Source organism: Streptomyces spinosisporus (genome assembly GCF_022698145.1).
GTDB lineage: Bacteria > Actinomycetota > Actinomycetes > Streptomycetales > Streptomycetaceae > Streptomyces > Streptomyces spinosisporus.
Genome location: NZ_JALDAX010000011.1, coordinates 68719 through 94652, shown reverse-complemented (window position 1 = coordinate 94652; position 25934 = coordinate 68719). Strand labels below are relative to the sequence as shown.

Genomic DNA, 25934 nt, shown 5'->3' with positions numbered 1-25934 from the left:
CTGCTCTCTCCGATGCGTGCTTCAGGCGCCGTAGTTGACGGCCACCGTCTTGACGCGTGTCGAGAACCGCAGGACCTCCTCGCCCTGCTCCTTGTAGGCCGTGCCGGAGTCGTGGAACCCGCCGAAGGGCAGATGGACGTCCCAGCCGGTGGTGGTCGTGTTGACGGCGACCTGTCCGCACTCGGCCTCGTCCGCGAAGCGATGTGCGCTGCCCAGGTCGCGGGTGAAGACGGCGGCGGCGAGGCCGAAGTCCGAGTCGTTGACGGCCTCGACCGCGGAGGCGAAGTCGTCGACCGCGCGGAGCGCGAGGACGGGGCCGAAGACCTCCTCGCGCCAGACGGCGCTCTCGGGGCGCACGTCCGCGAGGACGGTCGGCTGGACGTAGCAGCCGTGGACGCGCTCGCCCTCGCTGTCCGCGCGGCCGCCGGTCAAGACGGTGGCGCCCTGTTCCACCGCCCGGTCCAGGTCGGCGAGGACGGAGTCGCGCTGCTGCGGGCTCGACAGCGGGCACAGGGTGGTCGCCGGGTCCCTGCCGGGGCCGACCGTCAGCGTCTCGACCTCGGCGACCAGGAGACGGGTGAACTCCTCGTACACCGGCCGCTCGACGATCACGCGGCTGGTCGCAGTGCAGCGCTGTCCCGCCTGGCCGAAGGAGGCCGCCACCACCGCCTTCGCGGCGGCCGGCAGATCGGCGTCGCGGAGCACCACCGAGGCGTTCTTGCCGCCCAGTTCGCCCTGGAAGCGGACGTTGCGGTCGGCGAGGCGCCGGCGGATCCGGTTTCCGACAGCATTGGAGCCCGTGAAGGTGATGCCGACGATGCGCGGGTCGTCGAGGAGGGCTTCCTCGATCTCGGCCGTACGTCCCGTGACGACGTTGAGCACGCCGGCGGGCAGCCCCGCGTCGTGCAGGGCACGCGCGAAGTGCAGACCCGACAGCGGTGTCTCGGTGGCGGGCTTGAACACGGCCGCGTTTCCGGTGGCCAGCAGCGGGGCGAGCTTGCGGGCCGGCGTGATCAGCGGGTCGTTCCAGGGGCTGATCACAAGGATCACCCCGATCGGCTCGCGCTGTGTGTGCGTACGGTGGTTCGGGCGTACGTCGTGCAGGAGCGTGCCGTACCCCTGGCGGGCCAGCCCGGCGTAGTAGTCGAGGAAGTCGGCGGCCTTGAGGGTCTCGCCGGTGGCCTCGGCGAGCGTCTTGCCGTTCTCCGAGGTGACGTCGGCGGCGATCTCCTCGATGCGCTCGCGGATCAGCCGGGCCGCGTCGGTGAGGACCCGGGCCCGCTCGAAGGGGCTGGTCCGCCTCCATACGGCGAAGCCACGTTCGGCGTGGTCGTAGGCCCGGGTGACGTCCTTGGCGGCGAGGGCGGGGACGCGGGCGATCGGGGCGCGGACGTCGGCCGGGTCGTGGACGTCGATCCACTCCCCGGTGGAGACCCACTCCCCGCCCGACAGGGTTTCCAGTGTGCGCATGGAGATCACTTCCTTGGTCGTCCGCGGTGCGGATCGTGCGGGCCGGATGCGACAACACACCATGTGGCGATGGGTCCACCAGCCCTGTCGGGGCAGGCAATGCTTGCGCCGGGTGCAGGTCGGCGGGCCGGAGATCCGTGCTGGAATCGGTCCGCCGGACCGATGGTCGAGGAGAGAACAGATGGCATTTGCAGTCGTCGCCCACTACCGCTGTGCGCCCGCTGATGCGGCGACGGCGCGGGATGCGTTGCTCAAGGCCCGTGCCGGCTCGCGCGGCGAGCCGGCGAACCTTGCGTACGAGGTGCACGAGGTGGTGGGCGAGCCCGGCGGGTTTGTGCTCTACGAGCAGTACGTGGATGAGGGTGGGTTCGAGGCGCACAAGGCGGCCCCGCACTTTCAGGAGCTCGTCGTGGGGGTGGTGTGGCCGTTGCTGATCGAGCGGACGGTTACTTTCGCCGAGGTGCTTTAGCGTCTGCCCGGTTTGTGTTTGTTCTTGAGCGCGGGTTGTGTGTGGCTTGTCGCGCAGTTCCCCGCGCCCCTTTGGGGCGCTTCAGAACTCGTTGCCCCAGCAGTAGCGGGCGATTGTTTCCACGAGGACCAGCTTGTTGCGTTGGGCCTCGGCGGTGAGCAAAGGGCGGTTCGCCGAGTCCGCGAAGCCTCGGGACGGGGATACGGCGCCGTCCTCGAGGTCCTTGAACTCGGCTACCGCGTCGATGCGTTGCATGACCGTGTCGATGTCCTCAAGGGACGGCACGGTGGCGTCGACCACGCCCAGGCAGAAGTCGCGGTCCTCCGGGAGTGCCTGGATCAGGGCGAGTTCGGCCGGGGTGCCCTGGTCGAAGGGGAGAATCCAGCGGTCGGCGGGTATCGCGGCGTACAGCTGCTCGGCGCGGGACCGGTCGAGTGCCGCGGGGGCGGACCAACCGGGGGCCATGCCGATGCGTACGCCCTCGGGTCGCTCGTCCAGCCGTGCCGCGAGTCCGTCGACGGCGAGTGCGTCCTCGAAGGACAGGGCGCCGGGGTCGGCCGGGTCGGTGGCCAACTGGCTTGTGAGCAGTGGGTTGTTGAGCTGGATCAGGCGTACGCCTCTGGAGACCAGCAGCTCGATCTCGGCCCGGATGATCTCCGCGAGGGCCTCGCCCAGTTCACGGGCCGACGTGATGCCCGAGCCGGGCTCGAAGGTCGTCGCGGCGAGGTAGGCCGGTGAGGGCAGCGAGGCCTTGGGCGCTATCACGGTCAGGTCGGCGAGGCGGGCGGCCTGGTCCGCGAGCAGGGGGCCGCCGGCCTTGGGGAGGGACTCGGCTACCCAGCGCACCAGGCCGTCGGGATCCGTCTGGTCCGTACGGCGGAATCCCGAGACTCCGTCGAGGACCGCGCTGCGGAAGTCCTCGCGGGGGAAGTCACCGTCGGTGACGACGGTGGAGCGCAGCTTGCGCTGGTAGGCGACGGCTTCCCGGACCGCCTGAGTCACCGAGTCGGGGTCGTCGGTGGACAGGCCCACGGGGCGCACCAGGCTGCCGTGGTGGTCGATGCGGTAGTTGAAGGTGTCGGCCATGGCTCACACGTCCTTTCCGGCGGGCTGCCCCGCGACGCCCCAGGCCGCGAACTCCAGCTCGTAGCCGAGGGATTGGAGGACGTCGTCGGCGATCTGCTGATCCTCGTCCGCGGTGCCGCCGGCGATGCCGAGGCCACCGATGATCTCGCCGTCCTTCTTGATGGTGACGCTGCCGTCGGTGGCCATGATCGGCAGGGCGGCGCCCGGGAGTTGGGAGAGCTGGCCGAAGAAGACGGGCTGGCTCTCCTGCCACTTCTTCAGCATCTTCCCGGGCCGTTGCATGATCGCGGCGGTGTAGGCCTTGGCGCGGGCGATGTCCGGGGTGAGCGGGCGGGCGCCGTCGGCGCGACGGATGGCGATCGGGAAGCCACCGGCGTCCACGACGGCCACACTCACCGCCTTCCCCACGGTCCGGGCGCGCTCGTGGGCAGCGGCGACGATCTTCTCGGCGGCGTCCAGGGTCAGGGTGCTCATGCGGCGTCCTTGTCGGCGGTGAGGGTGCGGCGCAGACGGGCGACGGCCGCGTTGTACTTCTCGGGCGTCTCCCAGTACATGGAGTGCGGGGCGCCCTGGACGATCTCCAGACGGGAGCCGGGCAGCAGTTCGTGGGCGCGGGTGACGGTCTTCACGCCGATCACCGCGTCCTGCTCGCCGGCCAGGAAGGCGACCTTGACGCCGGAGGCCCGGATCTCGTCCAGGGTCGGGCCGTTGGTGTCGAGATTGCGCAGGTCCTGCATGGTGGCGGCGTTGAAGGTGCCCATCTGCCGGAAGAGGAAGGTGAGGTCGGCCCGCTCCTGCTGGAACTGCCGGGTGAGCAGGCGGTCGAGGACCGGCAGCTTGACGGCCTCGGCGCGGTCGGCGGCGGCCAGTTCCCTGAGTTCGGGGTGGCTGATGCCGCCGAGGGAGTGGCCGAGGACGACCGCGCCGACCCGCTCGGGGCGCATCAGCGCGGCACGCAGGGCGGCGACGGAGCCGATGGACTGGCCGACCAGCATGGTGTCGGTCAGGTCCTCCCGGTCGAGGACGGCGGCGACGTCGCCGGGGAAGTCCTGGGCGTCGAACCCGTCCTGCCCCGCGTGTGCGGGTGCGGGCGTGCCGGACCTGCCGAAGCCGCGCAGGTCCATGGTGATGACGGTGAACTCCTCGCGCAGGGCGGCCACTTGCTGCCACCAGGCGGCATGGTGGCCACCGCTGCCGTGCACGAACAGGATCGCCGGGCCGCTGCCGTGGCGCTCGTAGTAGATGGCGGTGCCGTCGGAGTCGGCGATGGGCATGAGTGTGAACTCCCGTAGAGCCAGGGTCAGTTGGGGCGGCGGCCGTGGTAAACGAGCTCGATCATGGTGTGGTCGGGGTCGTGGATGTAGCAGAACTTCGACTGGTTCTCGGGGCGTTCGATCGGCCGGGTGTGTCGGATGCCCAGCTCCTTGAGGTGGCCGAGGAACTCGTCCCAGTCGTCGACCTCGACGGCGAAGTGGTAGGGCGCCATGCGCTCCATCTCCTCCACCGGAGTGAAGTGCAGGTCGAAGTTGCCCCGGGTCATCAGCACCACACGGGTGTTGGACTTGGGCATGATCCGCTTCATCCCGAAGACCTTGGTGTACCACTCGGCGGTCCGGTCGGGGTCGGTGGTGGGAAAGTTGACGTGGTGGATGTAGCGGGGTTCCTTGCTCATCTTCAGGTCCCTTCGAGGTGTACGGGGTTGGACAGCACGCCGATGCCGCTGATCTCGACGTCCACGGTGTCCCCGGGCGCGATCCGGCAGGTGGACTCGGCGCCCATCCACAGCACGTCGCCCGGGTGCACGGTGAGGTGCCTGGTCATCTCGACGACGTGGTCGAAGGGATCGAACACCATGTCCCCGGTGGGGAAGTGGGCCCGGACCTCGCCGTTGACCCGCAGGGTGGTCCGCTGGGCCAGGGCATCGACGTCGGTCTCGATCCAGGGCCCCATCGGCTTGAACGTGTCGCTGTTCTTGCTGCGCCAGAAGCTGCGGTCCTGGTGCTGCCAGGTGCGGGCGCTGACGTCGTTGCCGATGGTCCAGCCGAACACCGACGTGCGGGCTTCCTCGTATGTCGCGCGGCGCAGCCTGCGGCCGATGACGGCGACGAGTTCGGGCTCCGCCTCGAACCGGCCCTCGACGTCGGCCGGCTTGACGATCGGCGACCCGTGCCCGGTGAGCGCGTTGTTGGCGCGGTAGCCGACTTCGGGGCGGTCGGGGGTCCGGGCCCCCGCGTGGGCGATGTGGCGGGGGTAGTTCATGCCGACCGCGTAGAAGACGAGGGGCACAACGGGCGGTAGCCACACGGCAGTTGCGCGCGGTACCGCGCCGATGACGCTCGGTTCGCCGTCGATGGGCGACTCGGACAGCAGCTCGATGTCCGACTCCCCCACCCGGCCCCACACCGCCCGGCCCTCGACCGAGATGCGCGCGTACCTCATGGCGCCAGCAGATGGGAGACGCGCTTGGTGACGAGATAGGAGTCCAGGGCCTCTGGCCCGCCCTCCCGGCCGTGGCCGCTCTCCTTCACACCGCCGGACGGTGCTTCGTGGACCGAGCCGCCGCAGTGGTTGATGGAGAGGATCCCGGCCTCCAGCTCCGCGGCGAGCCGTTCGGCGGTGGCGGCGGAACGGGTGAAGCCGTAGGCGGCGAGGCCGTAGGGCAGCTCGTTCGCGGTGCGCAGGGCCTCGTCGAGTTCGGTGAACGGCACGATCGGCGCAAGCGGGCCGAAGGGTTCCTCGTGCAGGAGGGCGGCGTCCGCCGGTACGTCGGTCAGGACGGTCGGAGCGAAGAAGTACCCTGCGCGGTCGAGGCGTTCACCGCCGGTGAGCACCTTGGCTCCCCGCTGTGTGGCGTCGGCGGTCAGTCGCTGCATGGCGACGAGTCGGCGCTCGTTGGCCAGCGGCCCCATCGTCGTGCCCGGGGCCAGGCCGTCGCCGACGACGACGGACTCGGCGGCCTTCACGAACTCCGCGGTGAAGTCCTCGACGAGGCTTTCGTGGACCAGGAACCGGCTCGGCGAGGTGCACACCTGGCCGGCGTTGACGAACTTGGCCCGGGCCGCGCGGCGGGCTGCCGTCCCCGCATCGGCGTCCGCGCACACGATCACCGGCGCGTGCCCACCCAGTTCCATCAGCGTCGGCTTCATGACCTCGCCCGCGGCGGCGGCCAGCAGCTTGCCGACGGGGACCGAGCCCGTGAAGGCGACCAGACGGGTGACCGGGGAGGCGATGAGACGGGCGGAGACCTCGGCCGGTTCGCCGAAGACGAGGTTGAGGACACCGGCCGGCAGTCCCGCGTCCGCGAAGCACGCGACGAGCGCCGCGGCGGTGGCGGGGGTCTCCTCCGACGCCTTGATGACGATGGAGCAGCCGGCCGTCAACGCGGAGGAGATCTTGCGCATGGGTCCGCCGGCCGGGAAGTTCCACGGCACGAACGCGGCGACGGGGCCCACCGGTTCACGGCGTACGGAGAGCACGGTGCCGGGGGCGGACGGGATGATGCGGCCGTAGGCGCGGCGGGCGTCCTCGATGTGCCAGCGCAGGGTGTCGGCGACGCGGCGGGCCTCGCCGGTGGCCTCGGCGAGGGGCTTGCCCTGCTCCCTGGTCATGATCCGGCCCACCTCGGCGGCGCGCTCGGTGAGCAGGTCGGCGGCGGTGTGCAGGATCCGGCTCCGCTCGGCGATCGAGGTGCCGCGCCAGACGCGGAAGCCGCGGTCGGCGGCTTCGAGGGCGCGGTCGAGGTCGGCGATGGTGGCCAGGGGCACGTCGCCGATCGCCTCCTCGGTGGCCGGGTTGACGATCGGGGCGGTGCGTCCGCTGCCGCCCTCGCACCACTCGCCCGCTATGTACATGCGGACGGCGGGGTGGCCGTGGTCGGTGGTCATGGGTGGGTGCCCTCTCAGGGTCAGGACTGGGCGGGGGCTTCCTGCTGGTCGCGGTTGGTGCGCAGGGCCCAGATGTGGTGCGGCGGGGTGGTCTCGTGGACGCGGGTCTCATAGCTGTCGTCGACCCGGTCCATGTCGGCGGCGTACTCGACGCGGCCGCCGCAGGGGGCGTGCAGGAAGCGGAAGACATTGGAGCCGATGGTGTGGCGGCCGAGTCTGCGGGTCTCGCGCCAGCCGTGGTCGATCATGTGGTTGCCGCCCTCGACGACGTCGTCGAAGCCGGGGACCTCGTAGGCGATGTGGTTGATCCCGGCTTTGTCGGGGCGGTGGCACAGCAGCATGGTGTGCTGGTCCTCGTCGCCCGGGGCCTGCATGAACACGCCCATCGGCTCGACGACATCGGTGGGCCGGAAGCCGAGGAGGTCCGTGTAGAAGGCGACCGCCTCGTCCTTGCCGGACTTGGGGATGTTCAGGGCCACATGGCACATGCGCAGCGGGCGGACACGCTCGATGGGCCCCAGTGCGGTGTTCCAGCGGTTGACGTGGCCGAGCGCGTTCGCCGGGCGCGGTGTGACGGGGGCCGGGCGCGGGCGGGCGAGGGCCAGGCCGACGCCGAAGCCGGTTGCGTCGACGGTGTGGTGGACGCCGTCGGCGCTCGGGCGGACCTCGCGGTGCTCGGTCACGCCGGCCACCAGCCGCTGAAGTTCCCCGGGGGTGTCGACGCCCCACACCACTTCGCGCAGGGTGGGTCCGGACTCCACCGGGGGCGGGAGCAACAGGCCGGGGAGGGTGTCCAGATGAAGGGTCTGTCCGGTGAGCGTTTCGAAGACGGCGTGCTCGTCGGTCCGTTCCACCAGGAACAGACCGAAGTCGTCGAAGAAACGGACGCATTCGTCGAGGTCGTCGATCGAGTAGGTGACCGACTCGATCCTCTGGATTCCCATGGATTCCTCTTTTCGCGGGTCGCCTGTGAGCGTAGATATCCGCAGACGGCGGCCTCAATGGAGCGTGCTCGACGAAATACGCAATCGTTTCTTGCAGCCGATGTCCCGCTGCCGGTGCCGTGCGCCCGAGGTCCTGCGGCTAATGCCCGATCGCGGGGATGGGGTTGCGTGAGAACCAGTCGGTGAGGAAGTCGAGGAAGACGCTGATCTTGCGCGGGGTGTTCTGTCCGGGACCGTAGATCGCGAACAACGGCCGGTCGGGGACCGTCAGTTCGGGCAGCAGCACCTGGAGTGCTCCCGAGACGAGGTCGTCGTAGGCCGGGCGCTGGGGCAGCAGGGCGATGCCGCGCCCGTGGACGGCCGCTTTCTGCAGCGCGAGATAGGAGTTGGACGAGAACGCGATGTTGCGGATCTTGTGCAGGGTGGAGGCGTGTCCGTGGCCCAGGCGCCACACCGGGTCGTTCACATGCACCAGGCAGTCGTGGTGGGCGAGCCCGTTGGGCTCCGTGAGCGGCCCTTCGCGGTCCAGGTACTCCTTCGAGGCGCACAGGACGAAGGGCAGCGAGGCGATCTTCTTCAGTCGGACGCTGGAGTCCCTCAGATCACGGGTGTGGAAGGCGATGTCGAATCCGCTGTCCAGGAAATCGTAGGTACGGTCGGACATTCCGCCGAGTTCAAAACGGACCTGTATTTTCGGATGGGCCACGGAAAAGGCGGCGATGGCGTCACCGAGATCGAGGCTGCCTATCCATTTCGGGCAGATGATGCTGAGCGTCCCCTCGGCCCGGTCGTGGAGATGTGCGATACCGGCGTCCTCGGCCTCGATCTCGTCCAGGATGCGCGCGGCGAACTCCGCGTACCTCCGGCCGGGTTGGGTGAGGCTGACCGAGCGTGCCGTGCGGTTGACCAGGCGCACGCCCACCTGCCGCTCCAGCTCGGCGACGTGCCGCGACACCAGGGAGCCGGACGAGCCCAGCCGCTTGGCCGCGCCGCTGAAGCTGCCGACCTGGGCGACGGTGACGAAGCTGTGCATGAGGAGCAAGCGATCCATGTTTTCCGCCATGTCCTTGACTCGGGCAGTACCGGGGTGCCTCGCTCACGTTGCTCTTGGCGACCAAGACAAAGGGATTGTTGGCAATTTTGTCAACCTTCCGTGCCGATACGTCCGTAACCGCGGACGTCCGGAAAGGGGGGCTCCTTGTCGGGCTGCAGATCCACCTGGAAGGTGTTGAGGCACATGCCGAGCATCGTGAAATTGCCGAGCGCGCCGATGGTGTCGACCAGCCCCTTCGGGCCGAAGTGTGCCAGCGCCCGGGCGAAGGTCTCGTCGCGGACGAAGTGCTCCTGGAGGACCTCGCGGCAGAACTGGTAGAAGGCCTGGTCGGCCTCGTCGTCGAAGACCGCCTCGCGCTTCTCGGCGATGGCCTTGACCGCGGCCTCGGGAATGCCGGCCTCGATCGCCTGGTGCACATGGGCGTTCCAGGAGTACTGCGCGTCCCAGTTCCTGGCGGCCATCAGCAGCGACAGCTCCCGCAGATGCCGGGGCAGGCTGCAGTCGAAACGGGCGAACGCTCCCAGTGACTCGGCGCGTTCGCACATCTCGGGGCTGTGCAGCCAGACCCGGAACGGGCCGCGGACCGCGCCGCGCCGACCCGCGATCCGGGCGGCCAACTCCTGCTGGCGCGCGTCCATTTCCTCTTCACTGAGAACGGGGAGCCTCATCGGGCCGATACCTGCCTGTCTTCTGCGGGGCGACTGCGGGGGCGGTGACGGAGCGATCGCGGGCACGGACCGGAAGCCGTGCGACGCCAGGCGACCGTACATCCGGAACAGCGCAGGTCAGCCCCCCTCGGAATGCAAGGTAAAGCTGCACGCCGGTGGGCACCGATTCAGGTGCGCGCGACCTAACGTCGATCGTCGGTCGACATATCACCGTGCAGTGGAGAGGAACCTCCGGATGACCACGATCATCAAGGCCGCGCAGGTGCCGCCGATGGACCGAGGGGGCGCCGTCGTCACGACGCCCCTGATCACGACTCCGTCCGCGCACGGCGAGAACAGGATCACCAGCGGCATGAGCGTCTATCCGGTCGGCTCCGGCGCGCCGCTGCACTCGCACAACTGCGACGAGCACGTGACGGTCCTCGAAGGGCAGGCGGAGGTGGTGGTCGACGGCGAGGTGACGAAGCTGGAGCAGTTCGACACGACGTACGTCCCGTCACCGATTCCGCATCTGTTCCGCAACATCGGCGACGTCCCGCTGCGCATCCTCTGGGTCTATTCCTCGGGTCATGTGACGCGCACGTTCACCGAGACGGGGGTGACGGTGGAGCATCTGTCGGCCGAGGACCAGATGGGCAAGGACTGACATCCGGGGGCTGACATCCTGTCACCACACCGGCATTCGATCGTCTCACCGGCATCCGGCCGTCACACGGACTCGCGGACCACGATCCGGCCCGGCACCGGGGCCAGGCCCTCGGTGTCGATGTCGAGTACGGCGCGGGCGGCGATCCGGCCGAGGATTTCGGCGTCGATGTGCACGGTGGTCAGGGCGGGCGTGGACAGGGAGCCGTACTCGGTCTCGTCGAAGCCGATCACGGCCACGTCCTCGGGCACGCGACGCCCGAGGTCGCGCAGAGCCGTGATGCTGCGCAGCGCGATGTCGTCGTCGAACGCCGCCAGGGCGGTCACGTCCGGGTGCTCCGCCAGGAACGCCTCGACGGCCATTGCCCCCGCCTGTCGCGGCCGGGGCACGACGAACTGCTCCAGGGGCGGAAGCCCCATACGCCGGGCGGCTTCCTGGGCGAACCCCGACCGGGTGTCGGTCAGCGGGAAGTCGTGGTCCGGCAGGGCGAGGGCGATACGGGTGTGGCCGTGGTCCGCCAGGTGCCGGATCTGGAGTGCGGCGTTGGCCGCGAAGCCGCTCTCCCAGTCCTCCTCCACGGGTTCGTGTCCGCGCATGTACACCTCGCCGAGCCGCAGGACGGCGCGGGGCGCGATGGTGTCGAGGACGTGCTGTGTCGCTTCCGGGTTCGCGTGACCGTGCCGTACCAGCAAGATGTGCTCGTGCTCGGCGAGTTCCTCGTCCAGGCCGCGGACGTAGCTGCGGGAGAAGTTGCCCTCCATGCCCCAGTCGACGTTGAGCACCACGACGCGGGAGGAGCCCTCGCGCAGGGCCCTGGCGATCCCGTGCGGGACGTACCCCAGGTCCTGGGCGGCCTCCAGGACCCGCTCCCGGGTCGCGACGGAGATCGTCTGCCGTGGGTCGTCGTTCAGTACGAAGCTCACGGTGGCTCGTGACACCCCGGACGCCTTGGCCACGTCGCTCAACGTCACCCGACCAGAACGGCCCATCCCGGATCCTCTCGGCACACCAGCTCTAGAACGATTAAGTTCAGGCTAGCCCAAGGATCCGGGGGCCGTCTGCCGTCGGATCTCGCGGTCGCTCCGCACACTGATCTTGCGCGGGGCGGAGGCTTCCCGGCCGTCCGTCTCAGCGTTTGCCGGGGAACGGGCGGGAGTTGACCGTGCCCCGCACACGGGTCTGGGTGTGCCGTTCGACCGCCGGATTCGGTGACCCTCCGTCCGGCTCGCCCCAGACGATCTCCACCCGGTCCCCCACCGCGGCGGCCGGGTCGACGGTGCCGAGGGAGATCCAGCCGCGGACATTCGCGGAGTACACGGTGAGCATGGCCGCGCCGACGAGTTCGCCGTCCTTCTCCACCCGGTCGAACTGGCAGGACGTGTAGAAGGCCGCGGGCATCTCCAGGTACTTGAAGCGCCTGTCGCCCTTCTCGTACATGCTCGCGAAGATCTTCGCCACGTCGTCCCGGTCCCACAGCACCCATGCCTTGCGGCGATGCGGCTCGTCCTTGATCCGCTCCAGCGCCTCGCCTCCGACGAAGTCGTGGTCGAACTTCACGATGTGGCCGTAGCCCAGGTCATAGGGGGTCAGGTAGTAGTCCTCGATCCGGTCCGCGACATAGCTGCCGCCGAGGGCGAGATTGCCCTCGAAGGACCGTGCGGGCATCCACTCCCTGAACGGCTTCATGTCCTCGCCGGTGTACGTCGCCGGAAGGGTGTTGGCGATCCAGCCGGACTCGGTGGCGACCGAGGCGTACGCGCGACCTCCGATCAGCCGCAGGCCGAACTCGGCGCCGGCCTCGGTGATCAGCTCGCGCACCGGCTCCAACTCGGCGTACGGGCCGGTGAATTCGTAGCCCGGGAAGCCGGACATCCGGTGGTTGAGGGCGGTGACCTCGTAGGGGCCGACCTTGAAGCGGCCCATGTGGAAGAACGGGATGTCGGGCATGGGGCCGCCGTTGACCTTCTCGAAGATCGCCGCGGCGTGCGGGCCCTGCAGTTGAAGCCTGAACAGGTCCCGTCCCTCCGGGTTGTTGACGGTGCGTTCGTCACGGCGGACGGTGACGTCCCAGTCGCCGGTGGTGGCGTTGAACTGGACCCAGTTGAGGGCGGGCGGGCGGCCGACGATGCGGACGTCGTGGTCGCCGACGCAGAACAGAATGCAGTCGCCGATCATGTAACCGTCCGGCCTGACCGCGATGAGCTGCTTGGCGCTGTCCGGGCCGAAGCCCGCGAAGCTGTTCGCACCGAGGTGCTGGAGCAGGCGGTAGGTGTCCGGACCCTGCACCACGAGATCGGTCATGTGGTGCGACAGATCCATGAGCGCCGCGCTGGTGCGCCAAGCCTCCTGCTCGTCCCGCCAGTTGGTGAACTCGGCCTTGATGGGAAACGGGTACGCCCCGGAGCGTCCCTGCCGGAGCAGGGCGAGCGCTCCGCCGGCGTTGTTGATCTCTTCTTCAAGACTGGACATGGCAGTCCTCCCCTGTCGCCGCGGCCCGGCTGCACCGCCGGGCGGGGGCGTCAGGCTATATCAGTCACCTGTAAAGTTTGAAGATGCCTGAAACAATGCCGTCGTCGGACAACAGTGGAGAATGGGTCCCCTTGCGAACGGAGGGTGTCGATGACGTCGGCGGCGGGCGGGGCCGGTCCCCAGTGGCAGGACGGATTTCCGCATGTGCTCTGGCGGGCCCAGCAGGCGGTGCACCGGCACACGCAGTCCGCCATCGACGGTCTGGGCGTCACGCTGACCCAGCTCGGACTGGCGGTTCACCTGGACGAGCTCGGTCTCATGTCGGCCTCGGACCTCGCGCGGATCTTCCGCCTCACCCCGCAGAGCGTCACCACGGCCCTCGCCCAACTGGAGCGCCTCGGCTGGGTACGGCGCCTGCCGCACCCCGTGCACAAGCGCGTCGTCCTCCACGAACTCACCGAAACCGGCCTCGCCGGCGTCGCGGACGGCCGCACACGCATCGCCCACGCCGACAGCGCACTCAGCGAGATCCTCGGCGAGGAGCGGGCAGCCGCCATCGAGACCCTACGAAGACTGACCGTCGCCCTGGAGGGCGAAACCCCCTCACAACCTTCCCCCTGGCCGGTGCCCCGCAGCACACCGTGACCACACACCCGGGAGTCCGCTCATGGGGGCGCCGCCACCGCGCGCTCTGCGGCAACCGGGGCCGATGCCCTCCGAACCAGCACGCCGGCAACCCTCAACCACCGCGGCCCGCCCACACCATGGCACCCCATACGGCACACAGCCACGGCCAGGAACCCCTGGGCAGGCGCTGCCGCTGGGCCACCGACAGCCGCAACGCGAGGGACCCGGATCCAGCGCGCCACGACTCCTCCACCGCCGCAGTCCGTCCGCGCCCCCGAACCAGACACGGCGCACAAGCGGGACGAAAACCCTTGATCAGCGCCCCCACCGACAGCCGCGGCACGAAAGGTCCCGTTCGGGCCCGCCGAAACCCCACCGCCCCCGCAGACCGCCTACGCCCCACACCCGGCACAGAGCCCAATGACGGACGGCAACCCCGGCACGCACGGCCGCTGCCCCACCGCCAGCCACAACGCGACAGTCCCGAATCCACCGCACCCAACCCCACCCACCCAAAGAAGCCGCCCCGCCCCAGCGGGCGCACTCCCCCTCTACACACCCGCAGCCGCAACGGCATGCTCCCTGAACCACCGCGTCAAGAACTCGAGGAACACGGTGATCTTGCGCGGGGTCGGCTGTCCCGGGCCGTAGACGGCGTAGAGCGGTCGTTCTGGGGCGGGATGTGCGGGGAGCAGGGTCTGCAGGGTGCCGGACAGGAGGTCGTCGTGGGCCGACCGCTCGGGGAGGAGGGCGATGCCGCGTCCGAGCAGGGCGGCCTTGCGCAGGGCGAGGTAGGAGTTCGAGGAGTACGCCACGTTGCGGATCTTGTGCAGGGTGGACGTGGCCCCGTGCCCCAGCCGCCACACGGGCTCGTTGACGTGCACGAGGCAGTCGTGGGACGCGAGATCGTTGGGGTGGGCCGGCGCCCCGTGCCGGTCGACGTACTCCTTCGACGCGCACAGCACGAAGGGCAGTGACGTGATCTTCCGCAGGCGGACGCCGGAGTCGCGCAAATCGCGGGTGTGCAGGGCGATGTCGAATCCGCTGTCCAGGAAATCGTAGGTGCGGTCGGACAGACCGCCCAGTTCGAAGCGCACGCAGATCTTGGGATGCTCCGCGGAGAACGCGGCGATGGCGTCGCCGAGGTCCAGGCTCCCGATCCACTTGGGCGAGACCACCCCCAGGCTCCCTTCCGCGCGGTCGTTCAACTGGGCGATGCTCGCGTCCTCGGCCTCGATCTCCTTGAGGATGCGGGCCGCGAACTCGGCGTAGCGCACCCCCGGTTCAGTGAGGCTGACCGAGCGGGCCGTGCGGTTCACCAGCCGCACCCCCACCTGCCGCTCCAACTCGGCGACATGGCGCGAGACGAGTGATCCCGAGGAGTTGAGCGTCCTGGCGGCCCGGCTGAAGCTGCCGAGCTGCGCGACGGTCACAAAACTGCGCATGAGGAGCAGGCGGTCCATGAGCTCCCCCTCCTCCCGTCGGCCGTTGCACGCACACGCGCCCTACTTAATCGTTCTAGCGAACGTAACAGACCAGATCGCCGCTGTCTTGCGTCGCGCGCAACAAAAGCGTGCGGGACCCGTACCTCCTCAATCCCGGAGACCGCCTGTTAGCTTCCGCTAGAACGATTAAGTCCACTCACGGTGCCGTCGGCGACCTCGCTAGATCGATTTAGTACCGTCAGTGTTCTTGAAAGGAGCCGCATGACAACCCCCAGCCTCCAGGACGGCATCGACAAGGCGGGCTCACCCGTCGACCTGCTGTGGAAACCCGGTGCCGAACCATGGACCCCCGAGGTCGTCGAGCGCGAGTTCGTCGGATGGCGGCAGGAGCAGGCGGCATGGCACGACGGCGTCGCGCTGCTCAACCTCTCGCACCACATGTACGACATGTGGATCGAGGGCCCGGACGCCACCCGCGTACTGGCCGACCACGGCGTCAACAACTTCGAGAAGTTCGCGGTGGGGCAGGCCAAGCAGTATGTGCCGGTCACCCGGCACGGCCACATCGTGACCGACGGCATCCTCGCCCGCGAGGGCGAGAACGCCTACCTCCTCAGCGGCATCCCGGCGGCACAGCACTGGGTGCAGTACCACGCGGAGAAGGGCGGCTACGACGTCTCCTGCATCACCGATCCCTCCTCCGCCTTCCGTCCCGGCGGCAAGGACCCGAAGCTCTTCCGCTATCAGATCCAGGGGCCCAGGGTTCTGGACCTGGTCGAGAGCGTCTTCGGCGGACCGCTGCCCGAGACCAAGTTCTTCCACTCCACGCCGGTCACCCTCGACGGCCGCGCCTTCCGCGCCCTGCGTCACGGGATGGCGGGCCAGGCCGGATACGAGTTCATCGGCCCCTGGGAGCACGCCGCCCACGTCCACGAGGCGTTCCTCAAGGCCGGTGAACCGCTCGGGCTGGTCCAGGTCGGTGCCCTCGCCTACACCACACCGAGCGTGGAGAGCGGCTGGATACCCTCGCCGGTCCCCGGCATCTACTCCGACCCCGAACTGCTCGACTACCGACGATACTTGCCGCTCTTCGGCATCGAGGGCCAGCGCCCGCTGAACGGCAGTCACTTCTCGCCGGACATCGAGGATTACTACGTCTCGCCGTACGAACTCGGCTACGGGAAGATGATCCACTTCGGCCATGACTTCCTTGGCCGGGACGCCCTGTTGAAGGCGAGGGACGAGGAACTGCGCAAGAAGGTCACCCTCGTGTTCGACGCCGACGACGTACGCCGGGTGGTGGGAGACGGACGGGACCCCGGGTTCGTGCTGAGCTACGCCCGGCACCGGGTCGAGACCGGACACGGTGACGGCGACGGCGAACTGGTCGGTGTGACCATGCAGATCGCATCGATCGACCCGGTCGGCACCGTGCTGGCGCAGGCGCTGATCGCCCCCTCGCACGCCGCGCCCGGCACCAAGGTCAGCGTGGCGTGGGGCGAGCACCCTGGTGGCGGCACCGACCCCGACGCCGACCTCGGCTTCCCGCGCATCCGCGCCACCGTGCAGCCCAGCCCCTTCGACCAGCACGCGCGCACCCAGTACCGCCGCAACGCCTGACCGGCCCGGTCCGCGCGGCCGGCCACCCGGCCGCGCCCGTCGGCTCGAGACCACTCGCCGGCGCACCGACCGACCGATTCCGCGGCCCGGCACCGCCCGGCACGCACCCACGCGGTCGAGAGAACCCCTCCCCTCCCGCCCCGAGCGCCGATCGCTGATCTCTGATCGCTGATCTTTGGCCGTTGATCTCTGATCGCCGGTCCCTGACCGCGTCCGGCGGTGCCTCACGCCCGCGCACTTTCCACCAGGAGCACGAGGAGCCCTAGGAGCACCATGAATTCCTTCAACACGGCCTCGGCGGCGGTGAGTACATCGCTGCTGGAGGACTTCTCGCTGGAGATGACCGGCAAGGACGTGTCCAAACTGGAGGAGGCGCGCGATGCGATCCCCCGGGGCACGCGTGTCAACGTCACCTTCCTCGGCAACGAGGACCTGGAGATGCGACTGGCCGCCGCCCGGGCCGTGAAGCAGCTCGGCTTCGTGCCCGTGCCGCACTTCTCGGCCCGACGGCTGGGCTCCAAGGCCGACTTCGAGGGCTTCCTGGCCGGTCTTCGCACCGACGGAACCTGCGACAACGTATTCGCCGTCGGCGGCGACCCGACGCGCCCGGAGGGTCCGTACGAGGACTCGCTCTCCCTGATCGACACGGGCCTGCTGCCGGAGTACGGCGTACGGCACGTCGGCATCAGCGGTTACCCGGAGGGGCATCCCGCCATCGCCGCGGACGTGTTGTGGTCGGCGCTGCGGGACAAGAGCGCGGCGCTGGCCGCGCAGGGCCTGGAAGGCAGCGTCATCACGCAGTTCGGCTTCGACGTGGATCCCGTGCTGGCCTGGATCGAGCGGGTGCGCGGGATGGGCATCGTCCTCCCGGTCCGCATCGGCGTCCCCGGCCCCGCCGGGGTGCGGCGTCTGATGTCCTACGCGGCCCGGTTCGGCGTCGGCACCAGCGCGGCCATCGCCAAGAAGTACGGGCTGTCGCTGACGAATCTCATGGGCACCGCCGGCCCGGACCGGTTTCTGCGGGCGCTGGCCGAGGGGTACGAACCCGCGCGGCACGGCGAGGTGAAGGTCCACTTCTACACGTTCGGCGGGCTGCGGGCCACGGCCGAATGGGTCGCCCGGTTCAGGAAGGAGCTGCAGGCATGACACTTACTCAGCACGTGCCGGCCTCGGCGGCTCGCCCGGCCGGGAAGACCAACAGGCCCGGCCACCAAGCCTCATTGATCGTCCAGGGCGCCGACGCCACAGGCATCGTCGCCGCGCTGACCACCGTCCTCAGCGGTCACAGCGCCAACATCGTCTCCCTGGACCAGTACTCCGACAATCCGCAGGGCGGCGCCTTCTTCCAGCGCACCGTCTTCACCATGGACGCCCTGCAGGCGGCGCTTCCCGACCTCAGGGCCGAGCTCGACGAACACCTCGTCAAGAAGTTCGGGCTCGCCTACACGCTGCGCGACCTGTCCGTACCGAAGCGGGTCGCGATCTTCGCGAGCAAGTCCGACCACTGTCTGCTCGACCTGCTCTGGCGGCACCGTCAGGAGCAACTCCCGGTCGACATCGCGATGGTGATCTCCAATCACCCCGATGTCGCCGAGGAGGTACGGTCGTTCGGCATCCCCTTCTTCCATGTCCCCTCGATGGGGCCGGACAAGTCGGCTGCCGAGGCCGAGCATCTGCGGCTGCTCAAGGACAACGTCGACTTCGTGGTGCTCGCCCGCTATATGCAGATCCTGTCCGGCGACTTCATCGAGCAGGCCGGAGTGCCGATCATCAACATCCATCACTCCTTCCTGCCGGCCTTCATCGGCGCCGGGCCGTACGCCAAGGCGAAGGAGCGGGGCGTGAAGCTGGTCGGGGCCACCGCCCACTACGTCACCGAGGACCTGGACGAGGGGCCGATCATCGAGCAGGACGTGGTCCGCGTCAGCCACGCCGACACGGCCACGGACCTCGCCCGCCGCGGCGCCGACGTCGAACGGGCCGTCCTCTCGCGCGCCGTGCTCTGGCATGCCGAGGACCGGGTCGTGCGCAACGGCAACCACACCATCGTCTTCGCCTAGCAACGCCCCCGTTCCGACAAGCAGACCGCCCGGCGCGGGAACACCGTCCTCTCGGCCGGGCGAATCGTTCACCAGCTAAAGGCGGTTCGCCATCATGACAGGCACGTTCGTCGGCGTGACACGCACCATCGACGGCTCGTCGATCGCCCGGCGCATCAGGGCAGAGGTCGCCGAGCGGGTCGCCGAAGCGGCGGCCGTGAGACGCGTGCCCGGCCTCGCCACCCTCCTCGTCGGTGACGATCCGGCGAGCGCGGTCTACGTCGCCGCGAAGCGCCGGGCCGTCCGCGAGGCCGGCATGCGGGACGTCCACCGGCATCTGCCCGAGCATTCCACTGAGTACGAAGTCGCCTCGGTCATCGACGAGTTGGCAGGCCGTTCGGACGTCTCCGGCATTCTTCTGCAGCTGCCCCTGCCGCCGCAGCTGGATGCCGCGGCGCTGATCGACCGCATCCCGGTCACCAAGGACGTCGACGGTCTCACCACCGCCAGCCTCGGCCGCCTGGCCCGCGGAGAGCGCGGGCTGCGTCCCTGTACGCCCAGCGGAGTGATCGAACTCCTCGACGCGGAGGGCATCGAACTGAAGGGCGCGTGCGTCGCCGTGGTCGGGTGGGGCGAGTTGGTGGGCCGCCCGCTCACCCACCTGCTGCTGCGCCGCGGCGCCACCGTCTCGGTCGCGCACGAGTTCACCGCGGACCTCGCGGCCGTCACCCGCCCTGCCGACATCGTGGTGGTGGCAACGGGCGTACGTGGCCTCGTCGGTCCCGAGCACGTCAGGCCCGGCGCGACCGTCATCGACGTCGGCATCCACCGCACACCCCACGGACTGGCGGGCGACGTCCGGGCTGCCGAACTGGACGGCATCGCCGGACGCATCACGCCCGTACCCGGCGGAGTCGGTCCGATGACCATCGCCATGCTGCTGGTCAACACGCTGCGCGCCGCCGAGTGGGGCGCCGAGGCGGCGCCCGTGCCGGTGTGCTGAGGCGTGCACCGGGTCGCGCCGGTGCACGCCTCCGCCGACGGGACGGCCGAGCACCGCGACTCGCCGCGCATGCCCAACCACCCCACAGCGACTACCGATTGCTCAACTCGCCTCCCCTGCCGCCACCCCGGCGGCCCCGGCGGCCCCGGCTGACTGGACCGCCGGCTCCGGTGCCTGGGTGGTGTCGTGGACCGGACGGGTGCGCAGGCCGATCATGACGAGGGCGATCACAGCGGCCACCAGCATGCCGATGCCCCCGACGAGGGCGCAGGTGTGCAGGGCGTCCGTGAAGCTCGCACCGTAGGCGGACAGCGCCCGGCCGGTGGCTTCCGGGGACTTGAGGTGCAGGAACGCGCCGGCCTGGATGCCGACGTGGGAGACCAGCCCGCTCACCTCGCCCTGGTCGGCCGGGCTCAGACCGGACTGGGCGAGATGGCCGGGCAGCGTGTCCAGGGTGCGGTTGGTGAGGATCACGCCGAAGACCGCGGGACCCAGCGCGCTGCCGATCTGGCGCAGTGCGCTGTTGGCGGCGCCCGCCGTGTCGGCGAGCCGGCGCGGCAGGCTGTTCATGGCGATGGTGGTGATCGGCGCCATGGCGAGCGCGATGCCGATGCCCAGCACCGCGATGACGAGCGCGGCCTCCCCGGTGCCGGTGGAGGCGTGGAAGAGGTTGACGCACAGCGCCCCGATGCCGCCGACCACGAGGCCGGTGACCAGGAGCAGTCCGGGCGAGGTGCGGTTCATCAGACGGCCCACGAGGGGACCGAGCACGACCGTGAAGCCGTTGATGGCGACGAGTCGTACACCGATGTCCCAGGTGGAGGCGTGATGGACGAGTCCGAAGTACTCGCTCAGGGCGAAGACCAGGCCGACCTGGGCGAAGAGCGTCAGGGCCATCACGAGCGCGGCGCCCGAGAAGGCCGACGACCCGAACAGCCGCATGTCCAGCATCGGGCAGGGCGACCGGAGTTCGACGGCGACGAAGGCGAGCAGACCGACCGCGGCCACCACGAAGGCGATCACGACCTCGGCGGAGCCCCATCCGGCGCTGCCGCCCTCGATCACGCCGTACACCAGGCCTGTGATGGCGACGACGGCGAGGATCTGGCCGGGGATGTCGAGATGGCGTTCACGCTGTGAGCGGGACTCGGTGAGCAGGACGGCCCCGGCCACCGCGGTGAGCACGCCGACGACGAGGGCCGGCAGGAAGATCCACCGCCAGCTCGCATGCTCCACGATCACGCCGTTGAACAGCGGACCGAGCGTCAGTCCGAGGCCCAGGGAGGCCGTCCACAGGGCGATGACACTGGCGCGCTTGCGGTGGTCCGGACACACATGGCTGATCAGGGCCAGGGTGGAGGGAAGCAGGGCGGCCGTACCGACTCCGGTGAGTGCCTGGCCCACGCAGACCTGCACGACGCTGTCGGCGGTCAGGCAGACCAGGCAGCCGAGGCCGAACAGGACGAGACCGGCGAGCCAGGTCTTCTTGCGCCCGTACAGTTCACCGATCATGCCGCAGGTCAGCAGGAGGGCGGCGGTCGGCAGAATGAAGGCGTCGGTGATCCACTGGAGGCCGACGGTCGAGGCGTCGAGCGCCTGCTGCATGACCGGCAGCGCGACGGAGACGCCGACGACCGGCAGATAGGAGACGAACACCCCCAGGCAGGCCAGCACGATGGTGGCGGTGGTGTGCCGGGATGCGGCTCCTGGTTGTGCGGACGGGGACGAGGCAGATGTGATGGCCGGCATGGCTCCTCGAGACATGGAGTAGTGGGTGAACAGCTGGAGCGGTGGTCGACGGGCCGGGGATCCGGGTCGACCGCCGCCGTTGCGCCGTGCCACCCGGCAGGGGTGGACGACGGCGACGGCTCTTGGCCGTTGGTGACGTGTGTCGTCGTGGGTGGTGCCGTTGAAGGGCGGCCCGCGTTATCGGACGGCGACGTGCATCAGGTCCGAGCCGAGGAGCATCCGGCCGCCGTAGTCGGCGTCACGTGCGCTGTCGCGCAGCAGGCGGCGCCAGGTGGCGTCGCTGACGGCGGTCCGCTGTCCGGGGCCGAGATGGGTGGCGATCAGGGTGCGTACGTCCGACTGGGCGGCGATACGGCCGAGTTCGGCGACGTCGGTGTGGCCGGCCATGATGTGGTCGACCAGGGCCTGCGGCAGTCCGAGGCCGGTCAGCCCTTCGGGGTACAGGGCCTCGTGCACCAGGACGTCCGCGCCGCGGGCGAGCGTCACCAGGTTCGGTGTGGGCGTGGTGTCGCCGGAGAAGACCACGCTGCCGTGGTCGGTGTCGAACCGGTAGGCGTAGGCGGGGAACACCGCGCCGTGCGGGACCAGGACGGCGGTGACCTTCACGTCGTCGTTCTCCATGACGGTGAAGGGCCGCATGGCCGGCGCGGTGTTCGTCGCGGACGCGCCGACGGTGCCGGGGGGCAGGACGTCGTGGACGTTCAGCAGGGTGGCGGGGTCGGTGCCCGTGTGCTCGGCCATGAAGAAGGTGGGCGACGACGCGTAGGCCTGTCCGGCGAGGCGGGTCATCGCGACCGTGCCCGGGAGGGGCCCGGGCGCGCCGGTGACCGTGGAGGCGATGCCGGCGGGCCCGGGGCCGTGGACCTCGACGGGGGTGTGGAAGCCCTGGGCTCCCGCGGCACCGGCCGCCAGCATGGGGAAGGCGTAGTAGTCGGCGATGTGGTCGGCGTGCAGATGGGTGAGGAAGATGCCGGCCAGCGAGGGCATCGAGAGCCCGGCGCGGAGGTACTGGGTCACTGCTCCTCGTCCGCAGTCGACCACGTACGTACGTCCGTTGACGACGAGTGCGGAGGAGATGCCGTAGCGGGTCGCGAGCGGTGGGGGTCCGCCGTTCGTGCCCAGGAGCGTCACCGACAGGGCCTTGCCGGTGCCCTGCGGACCCGTGGTTGCGGAGTTCCCAGCAGCCGTGGTCCGTTCGGTGGCGTGAGCCCGGTCGGTGCCGAGCAGGGGAACGGCGACCGCGGTGGCCGAGGCCGCCACGGTGCCGAGCAGCCTTCTGCGGGACGGATACGGGTCCGGGGCATCGCTCGTCGGCTCACACATGGCGGCAACTCCTTGGCGCGGCTCGAATGGTGCGCTGCCACAGTCGTCACCGGGCGCGACACGGTCTACGCCCCGGCGCGCAGCATGAGGTTGCGCGCAGCGAAACGTGTTCGCCCCCGCACCGTCGAGTCGCCTGCCGCCATGCGGTCCGGCACGGGCCGTGCCGGACCGGATCAGGGATCCGGGTGGACACCCGGATCAGCGATTCAGGTGGACACCCGACTCAGGGATTCAGGTGGACGCCTGCCCGCTGTCCTTCTGGGCGCCCCAGCCGTGCCACCGCTCGACCTCGATCCAGGCGCTGACCCGGGGGCGTACCCGGTCGGGATAGGGGTTGCCGATGTAGTGGGTCGCGATGCGGTCGATGTCGGTCATGTCCTTGTCGTCGTACAGTTCGACGACCTTGCCGATGAGCGTGACGTGCGTGTACCAGTCGTCGCCGTCGAGGACGGTGAGCGTCACGCGGGGGTCGTTGCGCAGGTGCTTCAGGCGGACCCGGCCCTCGTCCAGGCTGATCAGGACGCGGCCGTCGTCCCACACGTACCAGGTGGGAGTGGATACGGGTGCGCCGTCGGAGCGCAGTGTGGCCATGATCGCCGGATTGGGCCGGCTGAGCATTTCCTGTGCCTCGGGCGGAAGCGGCGGCTTGGACATGAACGGGACCTCCTGGTCGGTGTGTTGCGAAGCAATCCTGCCAAGCGAGGGGCAGGTCTCGCTCAGCGGGACAGCCTCTTACGCAGTTCGGGCTTCGAGGCCTTCGTCCATACGGCGGGCAGGTCCCGTTCGTCCTCGGCGGCCACTGCCTGCTGCCCGCCGTACAGCAGGCCCCAGGTGAAACCGGGCTCGGCGGCGGCCTGCGCCGCGACGGCCAGCTTCCGCAGGGCGTCCCGGGCCACGACGGTGTCCTGGTGCTCCCCGAGCACCTTCTGCACAGACTTCACCCGCCTGCCGAGCCGTTTCGCGGGCTTGCCGAGCACCGCGCGCGCCGGTTCGGTGGCGTAGCGGGTCTTCTTGGCCGCCTTGCGGGCCTCGTGGAGGGCCACGTCGCGTTCCTTGCCGGGCGGGAGCTCCAGCGCGCGGGCCATCCGGGCGGCGAGGCGGTCGTACTCCTTGAGGATGGCCTTGACCATGACCTTCTTCGGCTTGCGGGCGGCCTTGGGGCGCAGTGGCGGCCGGGCCGTGAGGGTGGCCAGGGAGTCCAGCAGGGCCAGATAGCGGGGTGAGTTCAGAGCCTCCAGGCTGCGCCGGTGCGCCTCGTCGGCGCGGGCGACGTTCCAGGCCCGCAACCGGGCGGTGACGGGTCCGAGGACCAGCTCCGTGGGCAAAGCCTCGACCCGTGCGCCGATCTCCTCCATGAGCACTTCCTGGTCACGCTCCGCACCCAGCTCGCCGCCCAGCCATTTGAGGTCCGCGCGGATCGGGTCGGTCACCTCACGGTCCAGCACCGAGCGGTACGAACGCAGGGTGCTGCGCAGCCGTCGGCAGGCGACGCGCATCTTGTGCACCGAGTCCGGGCGGTCGCGGCGTACGGCGGGATCGAGGTTCACCAGGGAGCGCACCTGACTGTCCAGGTAGGCGAGCACCTCGGCGCCCGCCGTGCCGGACTCGACCGTCTCCGCGCGCGGGTCCGGCACGCGCGGTGCGCCGAGTCCCGTCGTCTCCAGGGCCCGCGCCAGCTTGGAGGGACCGGCCGCCCGGTCGATGCCGTTCCTGGTCAGCGTCTTCTCCACCGCGTCCAGCAGGGACGGGTCGGTGCCCTCGGCGAGCTCGACCTCTATTTCGGTCCAGGCGGCCAGCGTGGGGGTTCCGCCCAGGGACTGCGCCCGAACGGCGTCGACGGTCAGCTCGGCCAGGACCGTGCCGCCGGAGTCGACGAGCTGCCGGGTGCTGCGTGTGGACCGGATGCGCACGACGGGCGTCAGCTCCGCACCACGGGTGCGTGAGAGCACCAGCTCGCGCAGGTCGTCCGGGAGGTTCTCCGAGAGCGGGGCCTGCACCTCCTCGCGGCTGTCCCCCGACAGGGGCAGCTTCAGGTGCCAGCCGGCGTCGGTTCCGCCCGTCCTGCGGCGCAGCGTGGCGGACGCCGCGGCCAGGCGCAGGTCCTCGGTGTCGTGGTACACGGCGTCGAGCTCGTGGGTCCCCTTCTCCACGACCGACGTGATGCCGCCCACGCCCGTGAGGTCCGGGAGCCACGAGGCGTCATCGGCCGACGGAGCGTCGTACTTGCGCTCTGTCTCACGCTTGGACTGAGTCATACACGTCGCGTACACGCCTCAGCCTGACTCAAACACGCGCGAGGCTCCGCCCGCCGGTCCGGGGGACACCGGTGTCCGACCACAGTTCGCCGGCTTTAATTGAGAATTGTTCAGTTACCGGCGGTAATGCCTTGCCTTCACGCCACACCTACCCGTAGACAATGCTCCACGATCTGCCGTGACTCTGGGGGGAGTTGGCTATGCAAGGCACGGTTGACGGGTTTCGTTATGGCGCGGTGACGCCGGTGGCCGCCTATCTGACGGCCTGCCTGGGAGGGGCGCTGGGACTGCGCTGCATCGTCCGGTCCCTGCTCAACGAACAGTCGTGGAAGGCCGGTTGGCTGGCGATGGGGGCCGCGGCCATCGGCAGCGGCATCTGGACGATGCACTTCATCGCCATGCTGGGTTTCCAGGTGGCGGAGACCGGAATCCGCTACGACAAGGGACTCACCCTGTTGAGTCTGGCCGTCGCGATTCTGGTGGTCGGCATCGGCGTGTTCATCGTCGGCTATCGCGGCGCAGGCAAGGTCACTCTGGCCGTCGCCGGTGCGATCACCGGTATCGGCGTGGCCGCCATGCACTACCTCGGCATGGCGGCGGTGCAGGTCAACGGAAACATCGAACTCAGCACCGTCACCGTCGTCCTGTCCGTCGTCATCGCGATCGTCGCCGCGACCGCCGCGCTGTGGGCGGCGGTCAGCATCCGGGGCTTCCTGCCGAGTCTCGGCGCCAGTCTGGTCATGGGCGTGGCGGTGTCCGGCATGCACTACACGGCCATGGCCGGCGTCAGCGTCCATGTGCACGGCTCGGGCAACGGAGCCTGGTCCGGCGACTCGCCCGGTTCGCTGCTGTTCCCCATGCTCGTGGGACCGGCCGTGTTCCTGCTGCTGGCCGGAGTGGTGGTGATGTTCGACCCGCTGCTGGTGCTGGGCGAGGGCGAATGGAACTCGTCGGGCTCCAAGTCCCCTGGCGGGCAACGGACTTCGGCCGCCGAAGAGGTCCAGGAGCCCGCGCCGCAGCACAGCAACGCGTTCCTCGGCGGACCGGTGAGCCCCGCGCGCCCCCGGCCGGAACAGGCCTACCCGCGGCAGGACCCGTACGGACCCGCGGCGCAGTCGTCCACGCCGCAGTGGGCTCCGCCGCCCACCAGCCAGGACTGGTGACCGGCGGCCCCCTTCTCAGC

The 25934-nt window shown here is 69.8% G+C and carries 25 protein-coding genes; 8 read left to right on the top strand and 17 right to left on the bottom strand.

Annotated elements, in window-relative coordinates; genetic code table 11:
* Positions 1-21: 21 nt before the first annotated feature.
* Positions 22-1470: an aldehyde dehydrogenase family protein gene (locus MQN93_RS26850; RefSeq protein ID WP_242711580.1), complete on the bottom strand. Its 1449-nt coding sequence runs from the start codon at positions 1468-1470 to the stop codon at positions 22-24.
* 181 nt (positions 1471-1651) lie between these two features.
* Between MQN93_RS26850 and MQN93_RS26845 the strand changes: the two genes are divergently transcribed.
* Complete coding sequence (locus MQN93_RS26845; protein WP_242711579.1) at positions 1652-1939, top strand: putative quinol monooxygenase; 288 nt, start codon at positions 1652-1654, stop codon at positions 1937-1939.
* A gap of 81 nt (positions 1940-2020) precedes the next feature.
* Here the strand turns inward: MQN93_RS26845 and MQN93_RS26840 are convergent, their stop codons facing one another.
* The 9 genes from MQN93_RS26840 to MQN93_RS26800 all read right to left on the bottom strand — a co-directional run bounded on the left by MQN93_RS26840 (position 2021) and on the right by MQN93_RS26800 (position 9545).
* Complete coding sequence (locus MQN93_RS26840; protein ID WP_242711578.1) at positions 2021-3025, bottom strand: uroporphyrinogen decarboxylase/cobalamine-independent methonine synthase family protein; 1005 nt, start codon at positions 3023-3025, stop codon at positions 2021-2023.
* A gap of 3 nt (positions 3026-3028) precedes the next feature.
* Complete coding sequence (locus MQN93_RS26835) at positions 3029-3499, bottom strand: GlcG/HbpS family heme-binding protein (RefSeq protein WP_242711577.1); 471 nt, start codon at positions 3497-3499, stop codon at positions 3029-3031.
* Positions 3496-4299: an alpha/beta fold hydrolase gene (locus tag MQN93_RS26830; RefSeq protein ID WP_242711576.1), complete on the bottom strand. Its 804-nt coding sequence runs from the start codon at positions 4297-4299 to the stop codon at positions 3496-3498. The genes MQN93_RS26835 and MQN93_RS26830 overlap by 4 nt, the downstream gene beginning before the upstream one ends.
* Positions 4300-4325: 26 nt before the next feature.
* Positions 4326-4697, bottom strand: coding sequence for a VOC family protein (locus MQN93_RS26825; RefSeq protein ID WP_016433066.1), 372 nt, complete (start codon positions 4695-4697; stop codon positions 4326-4328).
* A 2-nt stretch (positions 4698-4699) separates the two neighbouring features.
* Positions 4700-5464, bottom strand: a complete 765-nt coding sequence (locus MQN93_RS26820; RefSeq protein WP_242711575.1) for a fumarylacetoacetate hydrolase family protein — start codon at positions 5462-5464, stop codon at positions 4700-4702.
* A complete protein-coding gene (locus MQN93_RS26815; RefSeq protein ID WP_242711574.1) occupies positions 5461-6909 on the bottom strand; it encodes an NAD-dependent succinate-semialdehyde dehydrogenase in 1449 nt (482 codons plus the stop codon). Before MQN93_RS26815 ends, MQN93_RS26820 begins: the two co-directional genes overlap by 4 nt.
* A 20-nt stretch (positions 6910-6929) precedes the next feature.
* A complete protein-coding gene (locus MQN93_RS26810; protein ID WP_242711573.1) occupies positions 6930-7853 on the bottom strand; it encodes a VOC family protein in 924 nt (307 codons plus the stop codon).
* A gap of 139 nt (positions 7854-7992) precedes the next feature.
* On the bottom strand, positions 7993-8904 hold the full coding sequence (locus MQN93_RS26805; protein ID WP_037781343.1) for a LysR family transcriptional regulator: 912 nt from the start codon (positions 8902-8904) through the stop codon (positions 7993-7995).
* A gap of 92 nt (positions 8905-8996) precedes the next feature.
* Positions 8997-9545 carry a carboxymuconolactone decarboxylase family protein gene (locus MQN93_RS26800; RefSeq protein ID WP_242711572.1) on the bottom strand — a complete coding sequence of 183 codons (549 nt, stop codon included), beginning with the start codon at positions 9543-9545 and terminating at the stop codon, positions 8997-8999.
* 265 nt (positions 9546-9810) lie between these two features.
* On the opposite strand from MQN93_RS26800, the gene MQN93_RS26795 reads away from it, so the two are divergent.
* Positions 9811-10221: a cupin domain-containing protein gene (locus MQN93_RS26795; protein WP_016433072.1), complete on the top strand. Its 411-nt coding sequence runs from the start codon at positions 9811-9813 to the stop codon at positions 10219-10221.
* Between the two features lie 62 nt (positions 10222-10283).
* On the opposite strand, the gene MQN93_RS26790 is transcribed toward MQN93_RS26795, so the two are convergent.
* Together MQN93_RS26790 and MQN93_RS26785 are read right to left on the bottom strand one after the other, a co-directional pair.
* Positions 10284-11210, bottom strand: coding sequence for a LacI family DNA-binding transcriptional regulator (locus MQN93_RS26790; RefSeq protein WP_278191214.1), 927 nt, complete (start codon positions 11208-11210; stop codon positions 10284-10286).
* Between the two features lie 139 nt (positions 11211-11349).
* Positions 11350-12690 (bottom strand): aminomethyl transferase family protein, encoded by a 1341-nt coding sequence (locus MQN93_RS26785; protein ID WP_242711570.1) that lies wholly within the window; start codon positions 12688-12690, stop codon positions 11350-11352.
* A gap of 150 nt (positions 12691-12840) precedes the next feature.
* Here MQN93_RS26785 and MQN93_RS26780 point away from each other — a divergent pair, with 150 nt between their 5' ends.
* Positions 12841-13335, top strand: a complete 495-nt coding sequence (locus MQN93_RS26780; RefSeq protein ID WP_242711569.1) for a MarR family winged helix-turn-helix transcriptional regulator — start codon at positions 12841-12843, stop codon at positions 13333-13335.
* A 533-nt stretch (positions 13336-13868) separates the two neighbouring features.
* On the opposite strand, the gene MQN93_RS26775 is transcribed toward MQN93_RS26780, so the two are convergent.
* Complete coding sequence (locus tag MQN93_RS26775) at positions 13869-14780, bottom strand: LysR family transcriptional regulator (RefSeq protein ID WP_242711568.1); 912 nt, start codon at positions 14778-14780, stop codon at positions 13869-13871.
* 243 nt (positions 14781-15023) lie between these two features.
* Between MQN93_RS26775 and MQN93_RS26770 the strand changes: the two genes are divergently transcribed.
* The 4 genes from MQN93_RS26770 (at position 15024) to MQN93_RS26755 (ending at position 19424) form a co-directional block, all read left to right on the top strand.
* Positions 15024-16382, top strand: a complete 1359-nt coding sequence (locus tag MQN93_RS26770) for an aminomethyl transferase family protein (RefSeq protein WP_242711567.1) — start codon at positions 15024-15026, stop codon at positions 16380-16382.
* Positions 16383-16655: 273 nt separating this feature from the next.
* Positions 16656-17528: a methylenetetrahydrofolate reductase gene (locus MQN93_RS26765; protein ID WP_016433078.1), complete on the top strand. Its 873-nt coding sequence runs from the start codon at positions 16656-16658 to the stop codon at positions 17526-17528.
* The gene (gene purU / locus MQN93_RS26760; RefSeq protein WP_242711566.1) at positions 17525-18442 is read left to right on the top strand and encodes a formyltetrahydrofolate deformylase; all 918 of its coding nucleotides are present in this window, start codon (positions 17525-17527) and stop codon (positions 18440-18442) included. The genes MQN93_RS26765 and purU overlap by 4 nt, the downstream gene beginning before the upstream one ends.
* A gap of 94 nt (positions 18443-18536) precedes the next feature.
* Complete coding sequence (locus MQN93_RS26755; RefSeq protein WP_242711565.1) at positions 18537-19424, top strand: bifunctional 5,10-methylenetetrahydrofolate dehydrogenase/5,10-methenyltetrahydrofolate cyclohydrolase; 888 nt, start codon at positions 18537-18539, stop codon at positions 19422-19424.
* Between the two features lie 102 nt (positions 19425-19526).
* Here MQN93_RS26755 and MQN93_RS26750 read toward each other — a convergent pair whose 3' ends face one another.
* The 4 genes from MQN93_RS26750 to MQN93_RS26735 form a co-directional block, all read right to left on the bottom strand.
* On the bottom strand, positions 19527-21173 hold the full coding sequence (locus tag MQN93_RS26750; protein ID WP_242711564.1) for an MFS transporter: 1647 nt from the start codon (positions 21171-21173) through the stop codon (positions 19527-19529).
* Between the two features lie 177 nt (positions 21174-21350).
* Positions 21351-22496: an MBL fold metallo-hydrolase gene (locus MQN93_RS26745; protein WP_242711563.1), complete on the bottom strand. Its 1146-nt coding sequence runs from the start codon at positions 22494-22496 to the stop codon at positions 21351-21353.
* 231 nt (positions 22497-22727) lie between these two features.
* Positions 22728-23150: a PPOX class F420-dependent oxidoreductase gene (locus tag MQN93_RS26740; RefSeq protein ID WP_016433083.1), complete on the bottom strand. Its 423-nt coding sequence runs from the start codon at positions 23148-23150 to the stop codon at positions 22728-22730.
* Between the two features lie 62 nt (positions 23151-23212).
* The gene (locus MQN93_RS26735) at positions 23213-24751 is read right to left on the bottom strand and encodes a CYTH and CHAD domain-containing protein (RefSeq protein ID WP_242711562.1); all 1539 of its coding nucleotides are present in this window, start codon (positions 24749-24751) and stop codon (positions 23213-23215) included.
* A gap of 200 nt (positions 24752-24951) precedes the next feature.
* On the opposite strand from MQN93_RS26735, the gene MQN93_RS26730 reads away from it, so the two are divergent.
* Positions 24952-25914 (top strand): MHYT domain-containing protein, encoded by a 963-nt coding sequence (locus MQN93_RS26730; RefSeq protein WP_242711561.1) that lies wholly within the window; start codon positions 24952-24954, stop codon positions 25912-25914.
* The last annotated feature ends 20 nt before the right edge of the window (positions 25915-25934 follow it).

What these genes read in the sequence shown, in the direction of transcription:
- MQN93_RS26810 (WP_242711573.1), bottom strand. Translation starts at nt 7,853, where the DNA reads ATGGGAATCCAGAGGATCGAGTCGGTCACCTACTCGATCGACGACCTC.
- MQN93_RS26800 (WP_242711572.1), bottom strand. Translation starts at nt 9,545, where the DNA reads ATGGACGCGCGCCAGCAGGAGTTGGCCGCCCGGATCGCGGGTCGGCGC.
- MQN93_RS26750 (WP_242711564.1), bottom strand. Translation starts at nt 21,173, where the DNA reads ATGCCGGCCATCACATCTGCCTCGTCCCCGTCCGCACAACCAGGAGCC.
- MQN93_RS26815 (WP_242711574.1), bottom strand. Translation starts at nt 6,909, where the DNA reads ATGACCACCGACCACGGCCACCCCGCCGTCCGCATGTACATAGCGGGC.
- MQN93_RS26740 (WP_016433083.1), bottom strand. Translation starts at nt 23,150, where the DNA reads ATGTCCAAGCCGCCGCTTCCGCCCGAGGCACAGGAAATGCTCAGCCGG.
- MQN93_RS26850 (WP_242711580.1), bottom strand. Translation starts at nt 1,470, where the DNA reads ATGCGCACACTGGAAACCCTGTCGGGCGGGGAGTGGGTCTCCACCGGG.
- MQN93_RS26795 (WP_016433072.1), top strand. Translation starts at nt 9,811, where the DNA reads ATGACCACGATCATCAAGGCCGCGCAGGTGCCGCCGATGGACCGAGGG.
- MQN93_RS26745 (WP_242711563.1), bottom strand. Translation starts at nt 22,496, where the DNA reads ATGTGTGAGCCGACGAGCGATGCCCCGGACCCGTATCCGTCCCGCAGA.
- MQN93_RS26770 (WP_242711567.1), top strand. Translation starts at nt 15,024, where the DNA reads ATGACAACCCCCAGCCTCCAGGACGGCATCGACAAGGCGGGCTCACCC.
- MQN93_RS26785 (WP_242711570.1), bottom strand. Translation starts at nt 12,690, where the DNA reads ATGTCCAGTCTTGAAGAAGAGATCAACAACGCCGGCGGAGCGCTCGCC.
- purU (WP_242711566.1), top strand. Translation starts at nt 17,525, where the DNA reads ATGACACTTACTCAGCACGTGCCGGCCTCGGCGGCTCGCCCGGCCGGG.
- MQN93_RS26830 (WP_242711576.1), bottom strand. Translation starts at nt 4,299, where the DNA reads ATGCCCATCGCCGACTCCGACGGCACCGCCATCTACTACGAGCGCCAC.
- MQN93_RS26820 (WP_242711575.1), bottom strand. Translation starts at nt 5,464, where the DNA reads ATGAGGTACGCGCGCATCTCGGTCGAGGGCCGGGCGGTGTGGGGCCGG.
- MQN93_RS26845 (WP_242711579.1), top strand. Translation starts at nt 1,652, where the DNA reads ATGGCATTTGCAGTCGTCGCCCACTACCGCTGTGCGCCCGCTGATGCG.
- MQN93_RS26755 (WP_242711565.1), top strand. Translation starts at nt 18,537, where the DNA reads ATGACAGGCACGTTCGTCGGCGTGACACGCACCATCGACGGCTCGTCG.
- MQN93_RS26835 (WP_242711577.1), bottom strand. Translation starts at nt 3,499, where the DNA reads ATGAGCACCCTGACCCTGGACGCCGCCGAGAAGATCGTCGCCGCTGCC.
- MQN93_RS26780 (WP_242711569.1), top strand. Translation starts at nt 12,841, where the DNA reads ATGACGTCGGCGGCGGGCGGGGCCGGTCCCCAGTGGCAGGACGGATTT.
- MQN93_RS26775 (WP_242711568.1), bottom strand. Translation starts at nt 14,780, where the DNA reads ATGGACCGCCTGCTCCTCATGCGCAGTTTTGTGACCGTCGCGCAGCTC.
- MQN93_RS26730 (WP_242711561.1), top strand. Translation starts at nt 24,952, where the DNA reads ATGCAAGGCACGGTTGACGGGTTTCGTTATGGCGCGGTGACGCCGGTG.
- MQN93_RS26765 (WP_016433078.1), top strand. Translation starts at nt 16,656, where the DNA reads ATGAATTCCTTCAACACGGCCTCGGCGGCGGTGAGTACATCGCTGCTG.
- MQN93_RS26790 (WP_278191214.1), bottom strand. Translation starts at nt 11,210, where the DNA reads ATGGGCCGTTCTGGTCGGGTGACGTTGAGCGACGTGGCCAAGGCGTCC.
- MQN93_RS26840 (WP_242711578.1), bottom strand. Translation starts at nt 3,025, where the DNA reads ATGGCCGACACCTTCAACTACCGCATCGACCACCACGGCAGCCTGGTG.
- MQN93_RS26805 (WP_037781343.1), bottom strand. Translation starts at nt 8,904, where the DNA reads ATGGATCGCTTGCTCCTCATGCACAGCTTCGTCACCGTCGCCCAGGTC.
- MQN93_RS26735 (WP_242711562.1), bottom strand. Translation starts at nt 24,751, where the DNA reads ATGACTCAGTCCAAGCGTGAGACAGAGCGCAAGTACGACGCTCCGTCG.
- MQN93_RS26825 (WP_016433066.1), bottom strand. Translation starts at nt 4,697, where the DNA reads ATGAGCAAGGAACCCCGCTACATCCACCACGTCAACTTTCCCACCACC.